Annotated in this window: 17 protein-coding genes; 9 read left to right on the top strand and 8 right to left on the bottom strand. The window is 65.4% G+C overall.

What is annotated here, in order from left to right; translation table 11 throughout:
• Window positions 1–112 precede the first annotated feature (112 nt).
• The 4 genes from MJ8_RS32030 (at window position 113) to lpdA (ending at window position 5,289) form a co-directional block, all read left to right on the top strand.
• Window positions 113–1,345, top strand: a complete 1,233-nt coding sequence (locus MJ8_RS32030; RefSeq protein ID WP_201412498.1) for a 3-methyl-2-oxobutanoate dehydrogenase (2-methylpropanoyl-transferring) subunit alpha — start codon at window positions 113–115, stop codon at window positions 1,343–1,345.
• Between the two features lie 3 nt (window positions 1,346–1,348).
• Entirely contained in the window at window positions 1,349–2,362 is a 1,014-nt protein-coding gene (locus MJ8_RS32025; protein WP_201412497.1) for an alpha-ketoacid dehydrogenase subunit beta, read from the top strand.
• Between the two features lie 11 nt (window positions 2,363–2,373).
• Window positions 2,374–3,687 carry a dihydrolipoamide acetyltransferase family protein gene (locus MJ8_RS32020; protein WP_201412496.1) on the top strand — a complete coding sequence of 438 codons (1,314 nt, stop codon included), beginning with the start codon at window positions 2,374–2,376 and terminating at the stop codon, window positions 3,685–3,687.
• A 189-nt stretch (window positions 3,688–3,876) separates the two neighbouring features.
• Window positions 3,877–5,289: a dihydrolipoyl dehydrogenase gene (gene lpdA / locus MJ8_RS32015; protein ID WP_201412495.1), complete on the top strand. Its 1,413-nt coding sequence runs from the start codon at window positions 3,877–3,879 to the stop codon at window positions 5,287–5,289.
• 169 nt (window positions 5,290–5,458) lie between these two features.
• Here the strand turns inward: lpdA and MJ8_RS32010 are convergent, their stop codons facing one another.
• Window positions 5,459–6,562, bottom strand: a complete 1,104-nt coding sequence (locus tag MJ8_RS32010; protein ID WP_201412494.1) for a saccharopine dehydrogenase family protein — start codon at window positions 6,560–6,562, stop codon at window positions 5,459–5,461.
• Between the two features lie 130 nt (window positions 6,563–6,692).
• Between MJ8_RS32010 and MJ8_RS32005 the strand changes: the two genes are divergently transcribed.
• The gene (locus MJ8_RS32005) at window positions 6,693–7,121 is read left to right on the top strand and encodes an Lrp/AsnC family transcriptional regulator (RefSeq protein ID WP_201412493.1); all 429 of its coding nucleotides are present in this window, start codon (window positions 6,693–6,695) and stop codon (window positions 7,119–7,121) included.
• Window positions 7,122–7,226: 105 nt separating this feature from the next.
• Here MJ8_RS32005 and MJ8_RS32000 read toward each other — a convergent pair whose 3' ends face one another.
• The 3 genes from MJ8_RS32000 to MJ8_RS31990 all read right to left on the bottom strand — a co-directional run bounded on the left by MJ8_RS32000 (window position 7,227) and on the right by MJ8_RS31990 (window position 10,429).
• Window positions 7,227–8,606: a sensor histidine kinase gene (locus tag MJ8_RS32000; protein ID WP_201412492.1), complete on the bottom strand. Its 1,380-nt coding sequence runs from the start codon at window positions 8,604–8,606 to the stop codon at window positions 7,227–7,229.
• A gap of 156 nt (window positions 8,607–8,762) precedes the next feature.
• A complete protein-coding gene (locus MJ8_RS31995; protein ID WP_201412491.1) occupies window positions 8,763–9,440 on the bottom strand; it encodes a winged helix-turn-helix domain-containing protein in 678 nt (225 codons plus the stop codon).
• 191 nt (window positions 9,441–9,631) lie between these two features.
• Window positions 9,632–10,429 carry a hypothetical protein gene (locus MJ8_RS31990; RefSeq protein WP_225248091.1) on the bottom strand — a complete coding sequence of 266 codons (798 nt, stop codon included), beginning with the start codon at window positions 10,427–10,429 and terminating at the stop codon, window positions 9,632–9,634.
• A 204-nt stretch (window positions 10,430–10,633) separates the two neighbouring features.
• On the opposite strand from MJ8_RS31990, the gene MJ8_RS31985 reads away from it, so the two are divergent.
• Complete coding sequence (locus MJ8_RS31985) at window positions 10,634–11,266, top strand: methyltransferase family protein (RefSeq protein ID WP_201412490.1); 633 nt, start codon at window positions 10,634–10,636, stop codon at window positions 11,264–11,266.
• A gap of 302 nt (window positions 11,267–11,568) precedes the next feature.
• Here the strand turns inward: MJ8_RS31985 and MJ8_RS31980 are convergent, their stop codons facing one another.
• Together MJ8_RS31980 and MJ8_RS31975 are read right to left on the bottom strand one after the other, a co-directional pair.
• Window positions 11,569–11,784 (bottom strand): hypothetical protein, encoded by a 216-nt coding sequence (locus MJ8_RS31980; RefSeq protein WP_201412489.1) that lies wholly within the window; start codon window positions 11,782–11,784, stop codon window positions 11,569–11,571.
• A complete protein-coding gene (locus MJ8_RS31975; RefSeq protein WP_201415641.1) occupies window positions 11,781–12,536 on the bottom strand; it encodes a COG4280 domain-containing protein in 756 nt (251 codons plus the stop codon). The genes MJ8_RS31980 and MJ8_RS31975 overlap by 4 nt, the downstream gene beginning before the upstream one ends.
• Before the next feature lie 248 nt (window positions 12,537–12,784).
• Here MJ8_RS31975 and MJ8_RS31970 point away from each other — a divergent pair, with 248 nt between their 5' ends.
• Together MJ8_RS31970 and MJ8_RS31965 are read left to right on the top strand one after the other, a co-directional pair.
• Complete coding sequence (locus tag MJ8_RS31970; protein ID WP_201412488.1) at window positions 12,785–13,804, top strand: LLM class flavin-dependent oxidoreductase; 1,020 nt, start codon at window positions 12,785–12,787, stop codon at window positions 13,802–13,804.
• Window positions 13,805–13,969: 165 nt separating this feature from the next.
• Window positions 13,970–14,818, top strand: coding sequence for an NAD(P)H-binding protein (locus tag MJ8_RS31965; protein WP_263649568.1), 849 nt, complete (start codon window positions 13,970–13,972; stop codon window positions 14,816–14,818).
• A gap of 3 nt (window positions 14,819–14,821) precedes the next feature.
• Here the strand turns inward: MJ8_RS31965 and MJ8_RS31960 are convergent, their stop codons facing one another.
• Together MJ8_RS31960 and MJ8_RS31955 are read right to left on the bottom strand one after the other, a co-directional pair.
• The gene (locus MJ8_RS31960) at window positions 14,822–15,148 is read right to left on the bottom strand and encodes a DMT family transporter (protein WP_201412487.1); all 327 of its coding nucleotides are present in this window, start codon (window positions 15,146–15,148) and stop codon (window positions 14,822–14,824) included.
• Window positions 15,145–15,789, bottom strand: a complete 645-nt coding sequence (locus MJ8_RS31955) for an FMN-dependent NADH-azoreductase (RefSeq protein ID WP_201412486.1) — start codon at window positions 15,787–15,789, stop codon at window positions 15,145–15,147. Before MJ8_RS31955 ends, MJ8_RS31960 begins: the two co-directional genes overlap by 4 nt.
• A gap of 105 nt (window positions 15,790–15,894) precedes the next feature.
• On the opposite strand from MJ8_RS31955, the gene MJ8_RS31950 reads away from it, so the two are divergent.
• Complete coding sequence (locus MJ8_RS31950) at window positions 15,895–16,758, top strand: LysR family transcriptional regulator (RefSeq protein ID WP_201412485.1); 864 nt, start codon at window positions 15,895–15,897, stop codon at window positions 16,756–16,758.
• Window positions 16,759–16,801: the final 43 nt, after the last annotated feature.

Here is a 16,801-nt window from a genome sequence, read left to right as displayed (position 1 = left end):
GCCGAGGCCGACGGCCGGGGAGGAGGGCCGTGCCGAAGCCCGGTGAAATCGCACTGGTCTGGCGGCGCGGATGTGCCACTATCGCACCGGCAACATTGGAGGATGTGAGCTCATGGCCGATGCTGGAATGTTGCGGTTTCATGTGCCCGAGCCCGAGGTGCGGCCCGGCGGCACGCCCGACTTCTCGAATGTGACCATCCCCAAGGCCGGCTCGGTGCCGCGTCCCGAGATCGACGTCGATCCGCGCGCCATCCGCGACATGGCCTTTTCCATCATCCGGGTGCTGAACCGCGCCGGCGAGGCGGTCGGCCCGTGGGCGGGGCTGCTCAGCGACGAGGAACTGCTCGAAGGCCTGCGCCACATGATGACGCTCAGGACCTTCGACGCCCGCATGCAGATGGCGCAGCGCCAGGGCAAGACCTCGTTCTACATGCAGCATCTCGGCGAGGAGGCGGTGAGCTGCGCCTTCCGCAAGGCGCTTCAGCCGGGCGACATGAATTTCCCGACCTATCGGCAAGCCGGACTTCTCATCGCCGACGGCTATCCGATGGTCGCGATGATGAACCAGATCTATTCCAACGAGGCCGACCCGCTGAAGGGCCGGCAACTGCCGGTGATGTATTCCTCGAAGGAGCACGGCTTCTTCTCGATCTCGGGCAATCTGGCGACGCAATACATTCAGGCGGTCGGCTGGGCGATGGCTTCGGCGATCTCCAACGATTCGCGCATCGCCGCCGCCTGGATCGGCGACGGCTCGACGGCGGAGTCCGATTTTCATGCGGCGCTGGTCTTCGCCTCGACCTACAAGGCGCCCGTCGTGCTCAACGTCGTCAACAACCAGTGGGCGATCTCGACCTTCCAGGGCATCGCGCGCGGCGGCTCCGGCACGTTCGCCGCGCGCGGCCTCGGCTTCGGCATTCCTTCGCTGCGTGTCGACGGCAACGACTATCTCGCCGTCCAGGCGGTGGCGAAATGGGCGGTGGAGCGGGCGCGCCGCAATCTCGGGCCGACGCTGGTCGAATATGTCACCTACCGCGTCGGCGCGCATTCGACCTCCGACGATCCGTCGGCCTACCGGCCGAAAGCCGAATCCGACGCCTGGCCGCTCGGCGATCCGGTCATCCGGCTGAAGAACCACCTCATCCACAAGGGCGCCTGGTCCGAGGACCGCCACACCCAGGCGGAGGCCGAGATCCTCGAGACGGTGATCGCGGCGCAGAAGGAGGCCGAAAGCCATGGCACGCTTCATGCCGGCGGCAAGCCGTCGACGCGCGACATGTTCGAGGGCGTCTATGCCGAGATGCCGCCGCATCTGAGGCGGCAGCGCCAGCAGGCAGGGGTCTGAACCATGCCCAGACGCACCATGATCGAGGCGATCCGCGATGCCATGGACGTGTCGATGGCGCGCGACGAGCGCGTTGTCGTATACGGCGAGGATGTCGGCTTCTTCGGCGGCGTCTTCCGCGCCACGCAAGGCCTGCAGGCCAAATACGGCAAGAGCCGCTGCTTCGACGCGCCGATCAGCGAGTCCGGCATCGTCGGCTCGGCCATCGGCATGGCCGCCTACGGGCTGCGCCCTTGTGTCGAGGTGCAGTTTGCCGACTATGTTTATCCGGCCTACGACCAGATCGTCTCGGAGGCGGCGCGGCTGCGTTACCGCTCGAACGGCGACTTCACCTGCCCGATCGTGGTGCGCATGCCGACCGGCGGCGGCATCTTCGGCGGCCAGACGCACAGCCAGAGCCCTGAAGCGCTGTTCACCCATGTCTCCGGCCTGAAGGTGATCGTGCCCTCCAATCCGCACGACGCCAAGGGCCTGCTGATCGCGGCGATCGAGGATCCGCACCCGGTGATCTTCCTCGAGCCGAAGCGGCTCTATAACGGGCCGTTCGACGGCCATCACGACAAGCCGGTGACGCCCTGGTCGAAGCATGAGCTCGGCGAGGTTGCCGACGGCCATTACACGATCCCGCTCGGCAAGGCGGCGATCCGCCGCCAGGGCTCGGCGGTCAGCGTCCTCGCTTACGGCACGATGGTCTATGTGGCGCAGGCTGCCGCCGAGGAGACCGGCGTGGACGCCGAGGTCATCGACCTCAGGACTCTGCTGCCGCTCGATCTCGACACGATCGTCGCCTCGGTGAAGAAGACCGGACGCTGCGTCGTCGTGCATGAGGCGACGCTGACCTCCGGATTCGGCGCCGAGCTGGTGTCCCTGGTGCAGGAGAACTGCTTCTACCACCTGGAGGCGCCGGTGGCGCGCGTCGCCGGCTGGGACACGCCGTATCCGCATGCGCAGGAATGGGACTATTTCCCCGGCCCGGCGCGGGTCGGGCGCGCCTTGCTTGAAACATTGGAAGCTTAGGGAGGCCTGAGATGGGCGAACATGTCATCAAGCTTCCCGATGTCGGCGAGGGCGTAGCCGAGGCCGAGCTTGTCGAGTGGCATGTCAAGGTCGGCGACCTGGTGCGCGAGGACACGGTTCTTGCAGCCGTCATGACCGACAAGGCGACCGTCGAGATCCCCTCGCCGGTCGATGGCGAGATCCTGTGGCTCGGCGCCGAGATCGGCGACACGGTGGCGATCGGCTCGCCGATCGTGCGGCTGAAGGTAGCCGGCGAAGGCAATGTGAAGACGAACATCGGTGGCGGCGACGCGCCGAAGCCCGAGGCTCCAGCCAAGCCGGCCGAGCCGAAAGCGGAACCGCAACCGAGCAGCCCGAAGCCTGCACCAAAGCCAGCCGACCCGCCGGCCCAGATTTCGCCGGCAGCCGCGCCAAGGGCCGCGCGCCCCTCAGTGTCCGGCGCGCCGCGCGCGGAAGGCGAGAAGCCGCTCGCTTCGCCCGCCGTCCGCCTGCGCGCCAAGGAAGCCGGCATCGATCTGCGTCAGGTGCCGGGCAGTGGCCCGGCCGGGCGCATCAGCCATGAGGACATCGATGCCTTCGTCGCGCGGGGCCCGCAGCTGGCCCGCGCCACCGGACTTGCGCGCAAGGATGGCGTCGAGGACATCAAGGTCGTGGGGCTCAGGCGAAAGATCGCCGAAAAGATGTCGCTGGCGAAATCGCGCATCCCGCACATCACCTATGTCGAGGAGATCGACGTCACCGCGCTGGAGGAATTGCGCGCGACGCTGAACAAGGAGAAGCGTGGAGATCGCCCGAAGCTGACGCTGCTCCCTTTCCTGATGCGGGCGATGGTGAAGGCGATCGCCGAGCAGCCCAACCTCAACGCGCTGTTCGACGACGATGCCGGCATCATCCACCAGCATGAGGGCATCCATATCGGCATCGCCGCTCAGACGCCGAACGGGCTGGTGGTGCCGGTGGTGAAGCACGCCGAGGCGCGCGACCTGTGGGACTGCGCCACCGAGGTCAACCGGCTCGCCGATGCGGCGAAGGCCGGTACGGCGAGCCGCGAGGAGCTTTCCGGCTCGACCATCACCATCACCTCGCTCGGCGCCATGGGCGGCGTGGCGACCACGCCGGTCATCAACTATCCGGAAGTGGCGATCATCGGCGTCAACAAGATCATGGTGCGGCCGGTGTGGGACGGCACGCAGTTCATCCCGCGCAAGATGATGAACCTGTCGTCCAGCTTCGACCACCGCGTGATCGATGGCTGGGACGCCGCGGTTTTCGTCCAGCGCATCAAGGCGCTGCTGGAAACGCCGGCGCTGATTTTTGTGGATTGAATGACAATGGTCGCACCCCCTCACCCGGATTGCCAACCGAATTGCGGAGGGCAATTCGGGGCGATCCGACCTCTCCCCGAGGGGAGAGGTGGTCGCCGGCGCCTCCGCTGTCCTCTTCTCCCCTTGGGGAGAAGGTGGCCGCGAAGCGGCCAGATGAGGGGGTTTCCCCCAACCAAAATAGTGTGACCCATGAAAGAAATCTCCTGCAAGCTGCTCGTCATCGGCGCCGGCCCGGGCGGTTATGTCTGCGCCATCCGCGCCGGACAGCTCGGCGTCGACACGGTCATCGTCGAAGCCGGCAAACCGGGCGGCACCTGCCTCAATGTCGGCTGCATTCCCTCCAAGGCGCTGATCCATGCGGCGGAGGAGTTCGAGAAAATAGCGCGTGTGGCCGGCGGCAAGGATCCGCTCGGCATCAAGGTCGCCGCGCCGACGCTCGACCTGGCTCGCACCGTCGCTTGGAAGGACGGCATAGTTAGCCGGCTCAACAGCGGGGTCGCCGGATTGCTGAAGAAGGCCAAGGTCAAGACCGTGCAGGGCTGGGCGACGTTCCGGGACGGCAAGACCGTCGAGGTCGAGACCGAGACCGGCACGCAGGTGATCCGGGCCGAAATGGTGGTGATCGCCACGGGATCGGCCCCGGTCGAATTGCCGTTCCTCCCCTTCGGCGGCCCGGTCATTTCGTCAACCGAGGCGCTGGCGCTGAGCGAGGTGCCGAAGAAGCTCGCGGTCATCGGTGGCGGCTATATCGGGCTGGAGCTCGGCATGGCCTTCGCGAAGATGGGTTCGAAAGTCACCGTGGTCGAAGCGCTGTCGCGGGTGCTCGCGCAATATGACGCCGAACTGACGCGGCCGGTGCTCAAACGGCTCGGCGAGCTCGGCGTCGAGGTCATGACCGGCGCGAAGGCCAAAGGCTTGTCGACCCAGGGACAGGCGGGCAAGGGCGATGCGCTGCTGGTCGAGACGGCTGACGGCAAGAACGCCAAGATCGCCGCCGACAAGATTCTTGTCACGGTCGGCCGCAAGCCGCTGACCGAAGGCTGGGGGTTGGAGCAGATCGACCTCGACATGGCGGGCAAATTCATCCGCATCGACGACCAGTGCCGTACTTCCATGCGAGGCATCTACGCCATCGGCGACGTGACCGGCGAGCCGATGCTGGCGCATCGCGCCATGGCGCAGGGCGAGATGGTGGCCGAGATCGTCGCCGGCCACAAAAGAAGCTGGGACAAGCGCGCCATTCCGGCGATCTGCTTCACCGATCCGGAGCTGGTCACCGCCGGCCTGTCACCCGAGGAGGCGAAGGCGCTCGCCGGTGAGATCAAGATCGGCCAGTTCCCGTTTGCCGCCAACGGCCGCGCCATGACCAAACAAGGCGAGGACGGCTTCGTACGGGTGGTGGCGCGCGCGGACAATCACCTGGTGCTGGGCATCCAGGCGGTCGGGCAGGGCGTGTCGGAACTGTCGGCGGCCTTCGGCCTGGCGCTGGAGATGGGCGCGCGGCTGGAGGACATCGCCGGCACGATCCACGCGCATCCCACGCAGGGCGAAGGTTTTCAGGAAGCAGCGTTGAAGGCGCTGGGCCATGCGCTGCATGTTTGAGGCGGTTCCCCCTTCTCCCCTTGTGGGAGAAGGTGTCGCCGAAGGCGACGGATGAGGGGTGTTCCAGGGAAAGCCGACGTCTCACTCCGCTGGAGCACCCCTCATCCGTCTCGGCGCTACGCGCCGATCCACCTTCTCCCACAAGGGGAGAAGGAGAAGACGGCGCCGCTCACCCCGCCAGCCGGCTCGCCATCTCGTGCTGGGCGTAGGCGCGGCCGAAGCGGTTGGCGAGGAAGGCGTCCAGCGCGATGTCTTCCTGGCGCACGAAACCCTTGGTGGGCAGCGAGCCGTCGGCCAGCATGTCGAGCACGGCGCAAATGCCGGAGGCGGTGGTGATCTGGATGGCGCTGCGCACGATGTTGCCGACCCGCTGCGAATAGATCTTGTTGGCGTAGGTCTCCTGCAGCAGGCGGCCGTTGCGGCGGCCCGAGACGGTGACGAAGACGATGACCACGTCCTGCATCGTCGCCGGCAGGGCGCTCTCGAAGATGTCCTTCAGCACGTCGCGGCGGTGGCGGAGCCCTAGGTCGTTGAGCAGCGCCTTCATGATCGCGGCGTGGCCGGGGTAGCGGATGGTGCGGTAGTTCAGCGTGCGCACCTTGCCCTTCAGCGTCTCTGCCAAGGTGCCGAGGCCGCCCGAAGTGTTGAAGGCCTCATAGGTGACGCCGTCGAGCGAGAACTCCTCGCGCTCTTCCAGCGGCGGCACTTCGATCAATTCGCCCTCGACGATCGCCTCGCAGGGCTCGCAATATTCGTTGATGACGCCGTCGGTGCTCCAGGTGAGATTGTAGTTCAGCGCGTTGGACGGATATTGCGGCAGCGCGCCGACGCGCATGCGCACGCTTTCCAAGGTGTCAAAACGGCTGGCGAGATCGTTGGCGACGATCGAGATGAAGCCCGGCGCCAAGCCGCATTGCGGAATGAAGGCGCTCCTGGCCTCCCGCGCCAGCTCCTTCACCCGGCGGGTCGAGACCACGTCCTCGGTGAGATCGAGATAATGCACGCCGGTGGCGGCCGCCGCGTCGGCGATGCGGGTGGTGAGGTGGAAGGGCGCGGCGCTCAAGACGGCGAACTTGCCGGCAAGGATCTTTTCCAGCTCGCCCGCAGCAGCGATGTCCAGCTCCTTAGTCTCGACGCCGGCCGGCAGCTCGGCGGCGGCGAGCTGGGCGGCGGAGCGGTCGACGAGCGTGACGCGATAGTCGCCCGAGGCGCTCAGCATTTCCGCAATGGTCGAGCCGATCTTGCCGGCGCCGACGACAACGATGTTCTTCATGATCAATTCCCCGCAATCTCGGTTTGCGCCAATTCGGCGGGAATCATCGCAGCTTGCCTGTCGAAAGGAAGCGTGGAATATAGCAATATGACGCTGAATTTTAGGCGATTTGCCGAAAGATTTCGTCGAAATGATCAGTGAAGCCGAACAGGCCTTGCTTTCCCTCTTGCGCGCCAATGCGCGGGCCTCGACCGCCGAGCTGGCGCGGCAGCTCGGCGTGTCGCGCACCACGGTGCAGAGCCGCATCGAACGGTTGGAGCAGCGCGGCATCATCACGGGCTATGGGGTCAGGCTGTCGCCGGACTACGAGCAGGGCCTGGTCAAGGCGCATGTGCTGCTCACCGTGACGCCGAAGCTCGCCGACAAGGTGGTGCGCAGTCTCGAGGCGATGCCGCCGGTGCGTACCGTGCATTCGGTGAGCGGCAATTTCGACATGATCGTCATCGTCGACGCGCCGTCGATCCGCGATCTCGACGCGCTGCTCGACAGGATCGGCGCGATGGAGGGCGTGGAGCGGACATCGTCGTCGATTATCCTGTCGACGCGGGTGGACCGGTAGCGCCAAATCTTCCCCCTTCAGAGGAGCGCTATCGCACCGGAGTTTTGAGCGGCTGGCTGGGGTTATACAGATGCGTAAGGCGCCCCAGGGTGGGAGGGTCCCGCCTCAGGTCACCGGCGTTCGCACCGCGGGAAGGCTGACGGTCACGCCAAGACCGGGATTGCGATCCTCGAGCGTTATCGCGGCGCCATGCAGGTCGGCCACGGCCTTGACGAGGCTGAGCCCCAGACCGCTGCCCGGCGTGGTGCGGCTGGCATCCAGCCGGTAGAGCCGGCGGAACACTTTTTCGCGCTCCTCGGCGGGAATGCCCGGGCCGTTGTCGCGGACGTGGATGAGGACATGGCCGCCTTCGCCGGTCACGGAAAGCTCGATCGCGGTGCCCGGCGGGCAGTGTCTCAGCGCGTTCTCGACCAGATTGGCGAGCATCTGCATCAGCAGGTCACGGTCGCCGTGCACATACCATTTCGTGCCCGGAACGACTGTCGTCGACAGGGATTTGCCGTCGTCCTCCGCGACATCGGCATAAACCTCGCCGATGGTCTCGACCACCGGCCCGACATCGAGATCGACGAAGCGCGCCTTGCGGGCGCCGGCCTCGATCTGGGCGATGCGCAGAAGCGCGTCGAAGGTGCTGTTGATCTGCTGGCTTTCGGCGCGGGCGTCGATCAGCTCGGCGGCGATGTCCTCCCCCGACACCGTCTTGTCGGCAGCGGATTCCAGGATCATCTGCAGCCGGTTGAGCGGCGTCTTGAGATCATGGGCGATGTTGGCGCTCACCTCGCGCATGCCGTCGACCAGGGCCGACAGCCGCTCAAGCGCCGCATTCACCTGGGCCGAGACGGCGTCGATGTCGTCGCCGCTGCCGATCAGGGGTATGCGCGCGTCGAGCCGGCCATGCGAGACGTCGTCCATGGTGTTGGCGATGCCGTCGAGGCGCCGCTGCACGCGCGAGGCAAGCACGGCGCCGCCGCCAACCGCCAGAACGGTGATGAACAGCGTCGCCCAGCCGAAGCTCATCAACACGATCCGTTCGAGATCCTCGGTTTCCGAAAGCGAGAAGGCGACCGTCAAATTGTTGTCGCCGACCGTACCGGAATAGGCGCGATACTCGGTGCCGGGCGGCACGCCCGGCAAGTCGACGGCGAACACGGAAAAGCCGTCCGGCAGGCCGGAGGCGGTGAAATCGCCCGCGAGGCGGTTGCCGCCCTTGTCGGTGAGCGAAAAAATCTCGTCCTTGTCCTGGCTGAACTGGGCGTGGTCCCTCACCGCGCTGGTGAGGTCCTCCTCGTCGCTCTCGGAATAGGTCGCCGCGATGAGCGAATAGGTCTCCTTGATCGACTGATCGAGCTGCCTGGCGAGCGAGGCGCTCATCAATTGATAGACGACCGCGCCGGACAGGATGAAGGCCAGCAGGAACAGGAAGGCGAAGGTCAGCGCCAGCCTGAACGGCGTGCTGCGCAGCAGGCGGGAGCGTGCCTCGCTCATCCCAGATCCATGACCGATGCGCCGATCCCGGAGCCGCGCATGCGTCCAAACCTCCCGCGGCAATTCCAGGAAAAGCCTATAGCGCATTTCCATCCGGAATTGCGTGAAAACGGAGAGTTAAAGCAGGTCGTAGAACCTATCAAACGCCGAACCGCTTCAAGTCGGAACATGCAGGCTGTAGCCGGTGTTGCGCACGGTGTGGATCAGCGGCACGTCGAACGGCCTGTCGACCTTGGCTCTCAGCCGGCTGATATGCGTTTCGACGACGCTGGTCTTGGGGTCGAAATGAAAATCCCAGACGCGCTCCAGGAGCATGGTGCGGGTGATGACGCGGCCCTCGCCGCGCATCAGCACTTCGAGCAGGCTGAATTCGCGCGGCTGCAGGTCGATCGGCTGGCCCTGCCGGGTTACCCGGCGCTGAATCAGGTCCATCTCGAGATCGGCGACGCGCAAAGCCGTCTTCTGCTCCTGCGCCGCCGGACGGCGGCCGAGCGCGTTTATGCGCGCAAGCAGCTCGGAAAAGGCGAAGGGCTTGACCAGATAGTCGTCGCCACCCGCTTCGAGACCCTCGACGCGGTCGTCGACGCCGCCGATCGAGGTCAGGAAGATGGTCGGCGTGCGGATGCCGGCGGCGCGCACCGCCTTGATCATCGACAGGCCGTCGAGGCCGGGCACCATGCGGTCGGCGACGATCACGTCATAGGCGTTGCGTGTCGCTGCGAACAGGCCGTCATGACCGTCGCGCAGCAAATCGCAGACATGGCCGGCCTCGGTCAGTCCCCTGACGATATAGTCGGCGGTTCTCGGATCGTCTTCAACAAGCAGAAGTCGCATCGCTGTCCTTGCCGCCTCAACCTCACCGGCATGGTAGCGCCGGCTGCGGCTTTTCTTGGCTGGCTTCTATGTCCTCGTTTGGCCCGGTTCCGGAGGGAAATCCCGCGCCACCCGTTGATGGAATTGCTCTAACCATCTGTTTTTACGCGTTGCCGGGGCGAAGGCCGCAACACATTTTTGCGAGAAGTGCTTTAATCGAGCAGGGCCTGTTCGTCCTCATCGATCAGCCTCTTCAGCGTCATGTAAAGAACGATGATCACGATGCAGCCGAGGAAGGTCAGGCTGGTGGAGGTGGTGCCGAAGCCCATGCCGCCATACGCCACCGGCTGCGACAGCAGGTCGCCGAAGGATGCGCCGAACGGGCGGGTCAGGATATAGGCGAGCCAGAAGGCGAGGGTGGCGTTGAGGCCAAGGAAGAACCAGGCGAGGGTAATCGCCGCGATCACGCCGCCGAAGATGAGGCCGGTGGCGAGATAGCCCAGGTCGAAGCGTTCGGCCACCAGATCGCCGGCGGCCGTTCCGAGCGAAAAGGTGAAGAGGATCGCCAGCCAGTAGAAGATCTCGCGCCGGGTGGTGAAGATGGTGTGGATCGAGAGCGTCTTTTCGCTGGCGTACCAGGCGACGAAGGTCAGGGCGAGGGCGACCGAGAAGACGATCGTCGTCGTCTCCAGCCGCACGCCGAAATTGTCGACGAGATTGTCGGCGACCAAGGTGCCGACGATGCTGATCAGCACGACCGCCAGCCAATAGGCCCAGGGCACGTAGCGCTTCCGCGCGAATTGCAGGGCGAGCGCGACAACCAGGACCCCGGTCATGATGAGCGAGGTGACGGCGAGGCCAAGGCCGAGATTGACGGCCAGATAGTCGGCCGCGGTCTCGCCCATGGTCACCGCCATGATCTTGATCAGCCAGAAATCGAGGGTGACGTCCGGGACCCGGTTCAACTCGGAATCGTGTTCAAGGACTGTCGCGGTCATGGCGATGTTCATTCCGGTCTCTCCGACGATCCATTTGCCGCCTGAAAATCGCATTTGGCGGCGATCGACAGGCTAGGCAGGCGAATTCACCGCAGCCTGTCCGCGCTCTTACAAATTCGTAAGGTCAGCCAAAAACACCCGCCGGCCCTCGCCATCACGTGACAGAGAAGCTAGAGAAGCCTTGGTGCCCCCGCGGCGCCGGAGCGGTGAGAAAGAATGGCCTACACGTCCCTCAAATCGGCGCCGAAAGCGTTCGACCAGCACAAGCGCCTGATCGTCGTGCAGGTGGCCGCCGTCCTTGCCGTGATCCTGCTTTTGTTCAGCAAGCCGGCGCTGGCCGAAGGGTCGAAGGGGCATGAGATCGTCGAGACGATCGGTTTTCTGATGGTGCTGGCCTGCTTCCTCGGCCGGCTCTGGAGCATCCTGTTCGTCGGCGGCAGGAAGAATGACGAGCTGATCGTCTCCGGCCCGTTCTCGATGACCCGCAATCCGCTCTATTTCTTCTCGACCCTCGGTGCGGCCGGTACCGGGCTGATGTTCGGTTCGGCGCTGGCGGCCATCGTGCTCGGCCTGGCGAGCTTCCTCGTCTTCCGTTTCACCGCGCGCAAGGAGGCCGAATATCTCGCCGGCAAGTTCGGCGCGGCTTACGCGGCCTATGCCGAGCGCACGCCGTCCTTCTGGCCGAACCCGCTGCTTTACCGCGACGAGGCGCAGTGGCTGTTTTCGACGAGCGCGCTGCGGAACACGTTCCGCGACGGCCTCTATTTCCTGGCTTTGTTTCCGATCATCGAGGCTGTCGAGTATCTGCGCCTCAGCGGAGACCTGCCGACGCTTTTCACGGTCTATTAGGTTCCCGGCGCGGGTTTGACTGGCGGCTATATGTTTGCCGGCAAGCGCCATACCTTGGAGATTGGCTGAAACGCCCATCGCGATCGTCATCCTATGGCGGAGCAAGGAGCGAAGCGACGCGCGCAGACCATAGGATCATGCCATTACCTTGAAGCGTCACAACGGTGCAGAATTCAGCCTCGGTGCATTCCACGGCTGAGGGCACGGCATGGATTCCAGGGTCTCCGCGACGCCGCTTCGCGGCTGCTCCGCCCTGGAATGACGAAGCTGCGAAGCTTCCGCCAATCTCCAGCGTTACGCGATCACCGCGCCTTACTGCGCGCGGCGCGGCGCGTGCTCTCCAGAAGAATTGCCAGGCAACCGGCGAGAAGCAGGACGCCGCCGACGAGCGGCGGCAGCGCCAGCAATTTCACCGCGGCGGTGATCAGCGCGATCAGGATCAGCGCCAGCAGCGCCAGGCTGCCGTCGTCGACGAACATGCCGATCAGTTCCTTGAAGACGAGACGGATCACGCTCATCGGGCAACTCCTTGCGTGGCCGCCGGGTAAGTGCCGCGCAGCCAGCGAACGATGGCGAAGGATGCGGCGGCAATGACAACGAAGATGGCGAGCAGCGCGAGGTCCTCGCCCGGCCATTCAGCGCCGAGGCCTTCGCCGGTCCAGAACACGCCGAAACTGGTCAGCATCAGCCCGACCATGAATTTCAGCGAATTCTCAGGCACGCGCGCCAGGGGCCGGTGCACGGCAAGGCCGATCAGCATCACCAGCACGAAGGCTGCCAGCGCGCCGAGGCCGGCATAGAGCGTCTGGCCATGCGCGGCGCCGACGGCGATGACGATGAACACCACTTCGACGCCCTCGAGCAGCACCGCCTTGAACGACGCGACCGCCGCCAGATAGTCGGCGCGGCGGTCGGCGGCCTGCCGCTGTAGCGCCGCCGTCTCCCTGGAAAAGGCCTGTTCCTCGTCATGCAGCGCGATGACGCCGGCGCTGCGCAGGATCGCTTTGCGCAGCCAGCGCATGCCGAACAGGATCAGGAGCACGCCGACGACGAATTGCAGGACGGTGATGGGGACGAGGGCCAGCAGCGGCCCGAAGACGAGCACCAGGGCCGCAAGCAGGGCGAGCGCCAGCGCCGCGCCCGTCAGCGCCGGGCGCCAGCTGCGGGTCACGCCGACGGCGAGCACGATGGTGAAGGCTTCGACGACCTCGACGAAGGAGGCCAGGAAAGAGGCGGTCACGGTGGACAATATGGGCGTCAGGCCATGCATCAAGGGCATCGTCCAGTGCTGGGGAATCATCGGGTGACGGGAACGATACAGCGCTCCGACGGCGGCGAGAATGGCAAGCATGAGCCGATCCCGTTCCGCTCGAAGCGAGGCGGGGCCGAACATTTCGAGGACCTCATTGACGGTCTGTATCCATTCGGTGTCCGTTGTATAGCGGCGCTGCCCTGGCTATCTGCTGGTGCAACAAGGAGTTCAAGCGGTCGATGGGCCGCTCCAGCAGGAATGGAGCCATGAAGAAGATCGGATTTCTGTCGTTCGGGCATTGGTCGCCCTCGCCGCAATCGGGGACGCGCTCGGGCGCCGACGCGCTGCTGCAGTCGATCGACCTCGCGGTCGCGGCCGAGGAGCTCGGCGCCGACGGCGCCTATTTCCGCGTCCACCATTTCGCCCGGCAGCTCGCCTCGCCGTTTCCGCTGCTGGCCGCGGCGGGCGCCAAGACCAAGCGCATCGAACTCGGCACCGCCGTCATCGACATGCGCTATGAGAACCCGCTCTACATGGCCGAGGATGCGGGCGCGGCTGACCTGATTGCCGGCGGGCGTCTACAGCTCGGCATCAGCCGCGGCTCGCCCGAGCAGGTGATCGATGGCTGGCGCTATTTCGGCTACGTGCCGGAAGAGGGCAAGAGCGACGCCGACATGGCGCGCCGGCACTCGGAGATCTTCCTCGACCTGCTGCGCGGCGAAGGCTTCGCCCAGCCGAACCCGCGGCCGATGTTCCCCAACCCGCCCGGCCTGCTGCGCCTTGAACCCTTCTCGGCCGGCTTGCGTGACCGCATCTGGTGGGGCGCGGCCACCGACGCAACCGCGGTATGGGCGGCCAAGCTCGGCATGAACTTGCAGAGCTCGACGCTGAAATTCGATGAGACCGGCGAACCGTTGCATGTCCAGCAGGCCAAGCAGATAAGAGCCTACCGCGCTGCCTGGAAGGAAGCCGGGCATGCCAGGGAGCCGCGCGTCTCGGTCAGCCGCAGTATCTTTGCCCTCGTCAACGACATGGACCGCGCCTATTTCGGCGGCAGCGAGGGCGAGGACCATTTCGGCTATATCGAGCCCGAGAAGCGGGCCGTCTTCGGCCGCACCTATGCCGCCGAGCCGCACAAACTGGTCGAACAGCTCAAGGAGGATGAGGCGATCGCCGAGGCCGACACGCTGCTGCTGACCGTGCCCAACCAGCTGGGCGTCGATTACAACGCCCATGTCATCGAGTCGATCCTGAAGCATGTCGCGCCGGCGTTGGGCTGGCGGTGAAGCTCAATCCAGCCGCGGCCAACGAGGCCGCGGCCGGAAAATTTTCGGCATTCGAGAATCCTTTTCGGTAACCATCGCGTCTTGGCAAGGCGAGGCTTTTGCCGGGCGGACTCCGCCGGCCGCGAAAAGGAAAGACAAATGATATTGGTGACAGGCGCGACCGGCTTGAGCGGTCAGATGATTGTTCGTGAGCTGGCACTGGGCCGTGTGCCGGCCAAGGCGCTGATAAGAAGCATGGGCAAGGCGTCGGCCATCGGGCTCGACAAGCTGCCGGGTATCGAAACTGTCGAAGGCGACATGCGGGCAGGCGACGACGTCAAGGCAGCGCTTGACGGTGTTTCGCGGGTGCTGCTGATCTCATCGGCGTCGCAGGACATGCGCGAAACGCAATGCAATTTCATCGACCTGTGCCGGCAGGCCGGTGTTCAGCATGTCATCAAATTCTCCGGAGCGGAATCCGGGATCGGGTTCGATCCGGCCAAATTTCGCTTCACGCGCATGCATGAAGAGATCGAAGACCACCTCGAAGGCTCGGGTCTGGCGTGGACGCATCTGCGGCCGTCACAGTTCATGCAGGTCTATCTCAGGGAGGCCGCGGCCATAAGCCGGGATGGCGAGTTGCGTCTGCCCTTTGCCGATATCGAGCTCGCGCCAGTGGCCATCGAGGACATCGCGAAAGTCGCTTGCCGGCTGCTGCGGGAGGGAGGCCACGAGAGCGAGAGCCTGGACATGACCGGTCCGGAAGCGCTGACGATGAACGAAGTGGCCGGACGGATATCGGCCGCGACGGGAAGGCCAGTCAGATACGTCGCGATCGGTTGGGACGAACGCCGCAGCGCGTTGCTCGGCGGCGGCGCTTCCGCCGATTTTGTCGATGCGCTTTACGAACAGTTGCAAGAGCGTCTCAGTCGGCCGAGGTCCCGCGTCCACCTCGCAACGCACGACGCCTTTGGTGTCCAGCCGACCAGTTTCGCGGAGTTCGCCCGGACCTATGCTCGGGCCTTTTCCGGATAGGCTTCACGAACTCACCTTCAACCCAACCACGCCAAGAATGGTCACCGCCGCAAAGGTCAGCCGCACTGCATCGGTGCTCTCGCCGAACAGCACGATGCCCGCGATAAGCGAGCCGACGGCGCCGATGCCGGTCCATACCGCATAGGCGGTGCCGAGCGGCAGGACGGTCAGCGCTTTGGTCAAGAGCGCGATGAAGACGACCAGAAGCACCAGCGAAACGGCGGCCCAGAGCGGTTCGGTGAAGCCGGCCGATTTCTTGGTCGCGAGCGCCCAGGCGACGTCGGTGACGCCGGAAACGACGAGCAGCAGCCAGGCCAGCGAGGGGCTCATGCGAGCCTCCCAGCGAAATCGGCGGCAAGGCGCCGCACTTCGGCTTCGGTTCGCCTGACGCCGGCTTCCATCGCTTCCGGGTGGCCGATGGTCGGCGAGACGTGGACGATGGCCGCGTCCTTCAGCCCGATAAAGGCGAGCGCGGTGCGCAGATAGGGCGTCGCCAGATCCGGCCGGCCGTAGCTCGGGCCTTCGGTGAAGTCGCCGGAGGTTGCCATCAGCGCGGCGGTCGGCCGGGCGCTGAGCAGCGGCGTGTAGCCCGTCGCCGGATTGAAGGAGAAGCTCAGGCCTGGCTGCGTGACCAGGTCGAACAGATGTTTCAGCCGGTAGGGAACGCCGAGATTCCACATCGGCGTAGAGATCAGGATCGCGTCGGCGGCATCAAGCCGCGCCACGTAATGGCCGATCAGTTTCCAGGCGCGGTTCTGCGCGTCGGTCAAAGGCGTGCCGGAAAGCCTGGCGTATTTGGCGTCGATCGCAGCGCCGTCGAAACTCGGCAGGATGGCGGTCCAGATGTTGAAGTGGTCGACTTCCACCTTCGGCAGCCGCTCTTTCAGCTGCCCGAGGAAATTCTTGGCGGCCTTGCTCGACCAGGAGCGATCGGCGCGCGGCGAGGCCTCGATATGCAGGATGCGGCTCATGTCTTTCTCCTGAGCAGGCTGGTTCGTTTCCGCAGCGCGATATATGTTCGCACCCACGCGAGTGCATTGAGCAATTTTGCTATCCCCATTCGCATGGATGCGAAGATGATCGACTATGACGATGTGCGGCTGGTGGCGGCGATCGCTGCGGCGGGCGGGGTGCGCGGCGCGCAGGTAAGGCTCGGCATCCATATCGCGACGATCTACCGGCGGCTGAGGGAGCTGGAGAAGCGCACCGGCGGCATGCTGTTCGAGCGTCTCGGCGACAATCTCGTGCCGACCGGCAGGGCGGAGCCCTTCCTCGATGCGGCGGAAGAACTGCGCGACCGCCTCGCCGAGGTCGAGCGGCGCGTGGCGGCGCAGGACGACCGGCTGGTCGGGCCGCTCAATGTGACGACCGCCGATACGCTGCTCGACATTGCCTGCGCCTGCCTGAAGTCCTTTGGCGAGGCCCATCCCGGCATCGCGCTGTCGCTGGAGGTGAACAACAGCTTCGCCGATCTCGGCCGGCGCGAGGCGGACATCGCCATCCGCCCGACGCTGACGCCGCCCGAAACGCTGGTCGGACGGCGCGTGGCGCGGTTTTCCTACGCCGCCTATGCCGGGAATGAATCGTCGGAAGGATGGATCGGCTTCGACGCGACCTTGTCCGCCCTGCCGGCGGCGCAGTGGCTGAAGGCGAACGTCCGGGAGGACGAAATCGGGCTGAGGGTCAACAGCCTCACCGCTGCGGCTGCCGCCGCCGAGGCCGGCTGGGGCAAGGCGCTGCTGCCCGACTATCTCGGCGCGGCGCGGCGGTTGTCGCCCGCAGGCGAGACCATCGAAGAGCTCGCCTCGGAGCTGTGGGTGCTCTCCCATCCGGATCTTAAGGGCAATCCGAGGGTGCGGGCGTTCAGCGACTTTTCGGCCAAGTGGCTGAAGACGCGGCTGAATATGGCCAACCCCCCAACCGGGGGGCCCCGATATTGACACCTGGCAAAGTCCGGCTCTACTTTGGCGCGTAATCGGTTAC

This window comes from Mesorhizobium sp. J8 (genome assembly GCF_016591715.1).
Lineage (GTDB): Bacteria > Pseudomonadota > Alphaproteobacteria > Rhizobiales > Rhizobiaceae > Mesorhizobium.
This window is presented reverse-complemented; position numbering and strand designations above follow the sequence as displayed.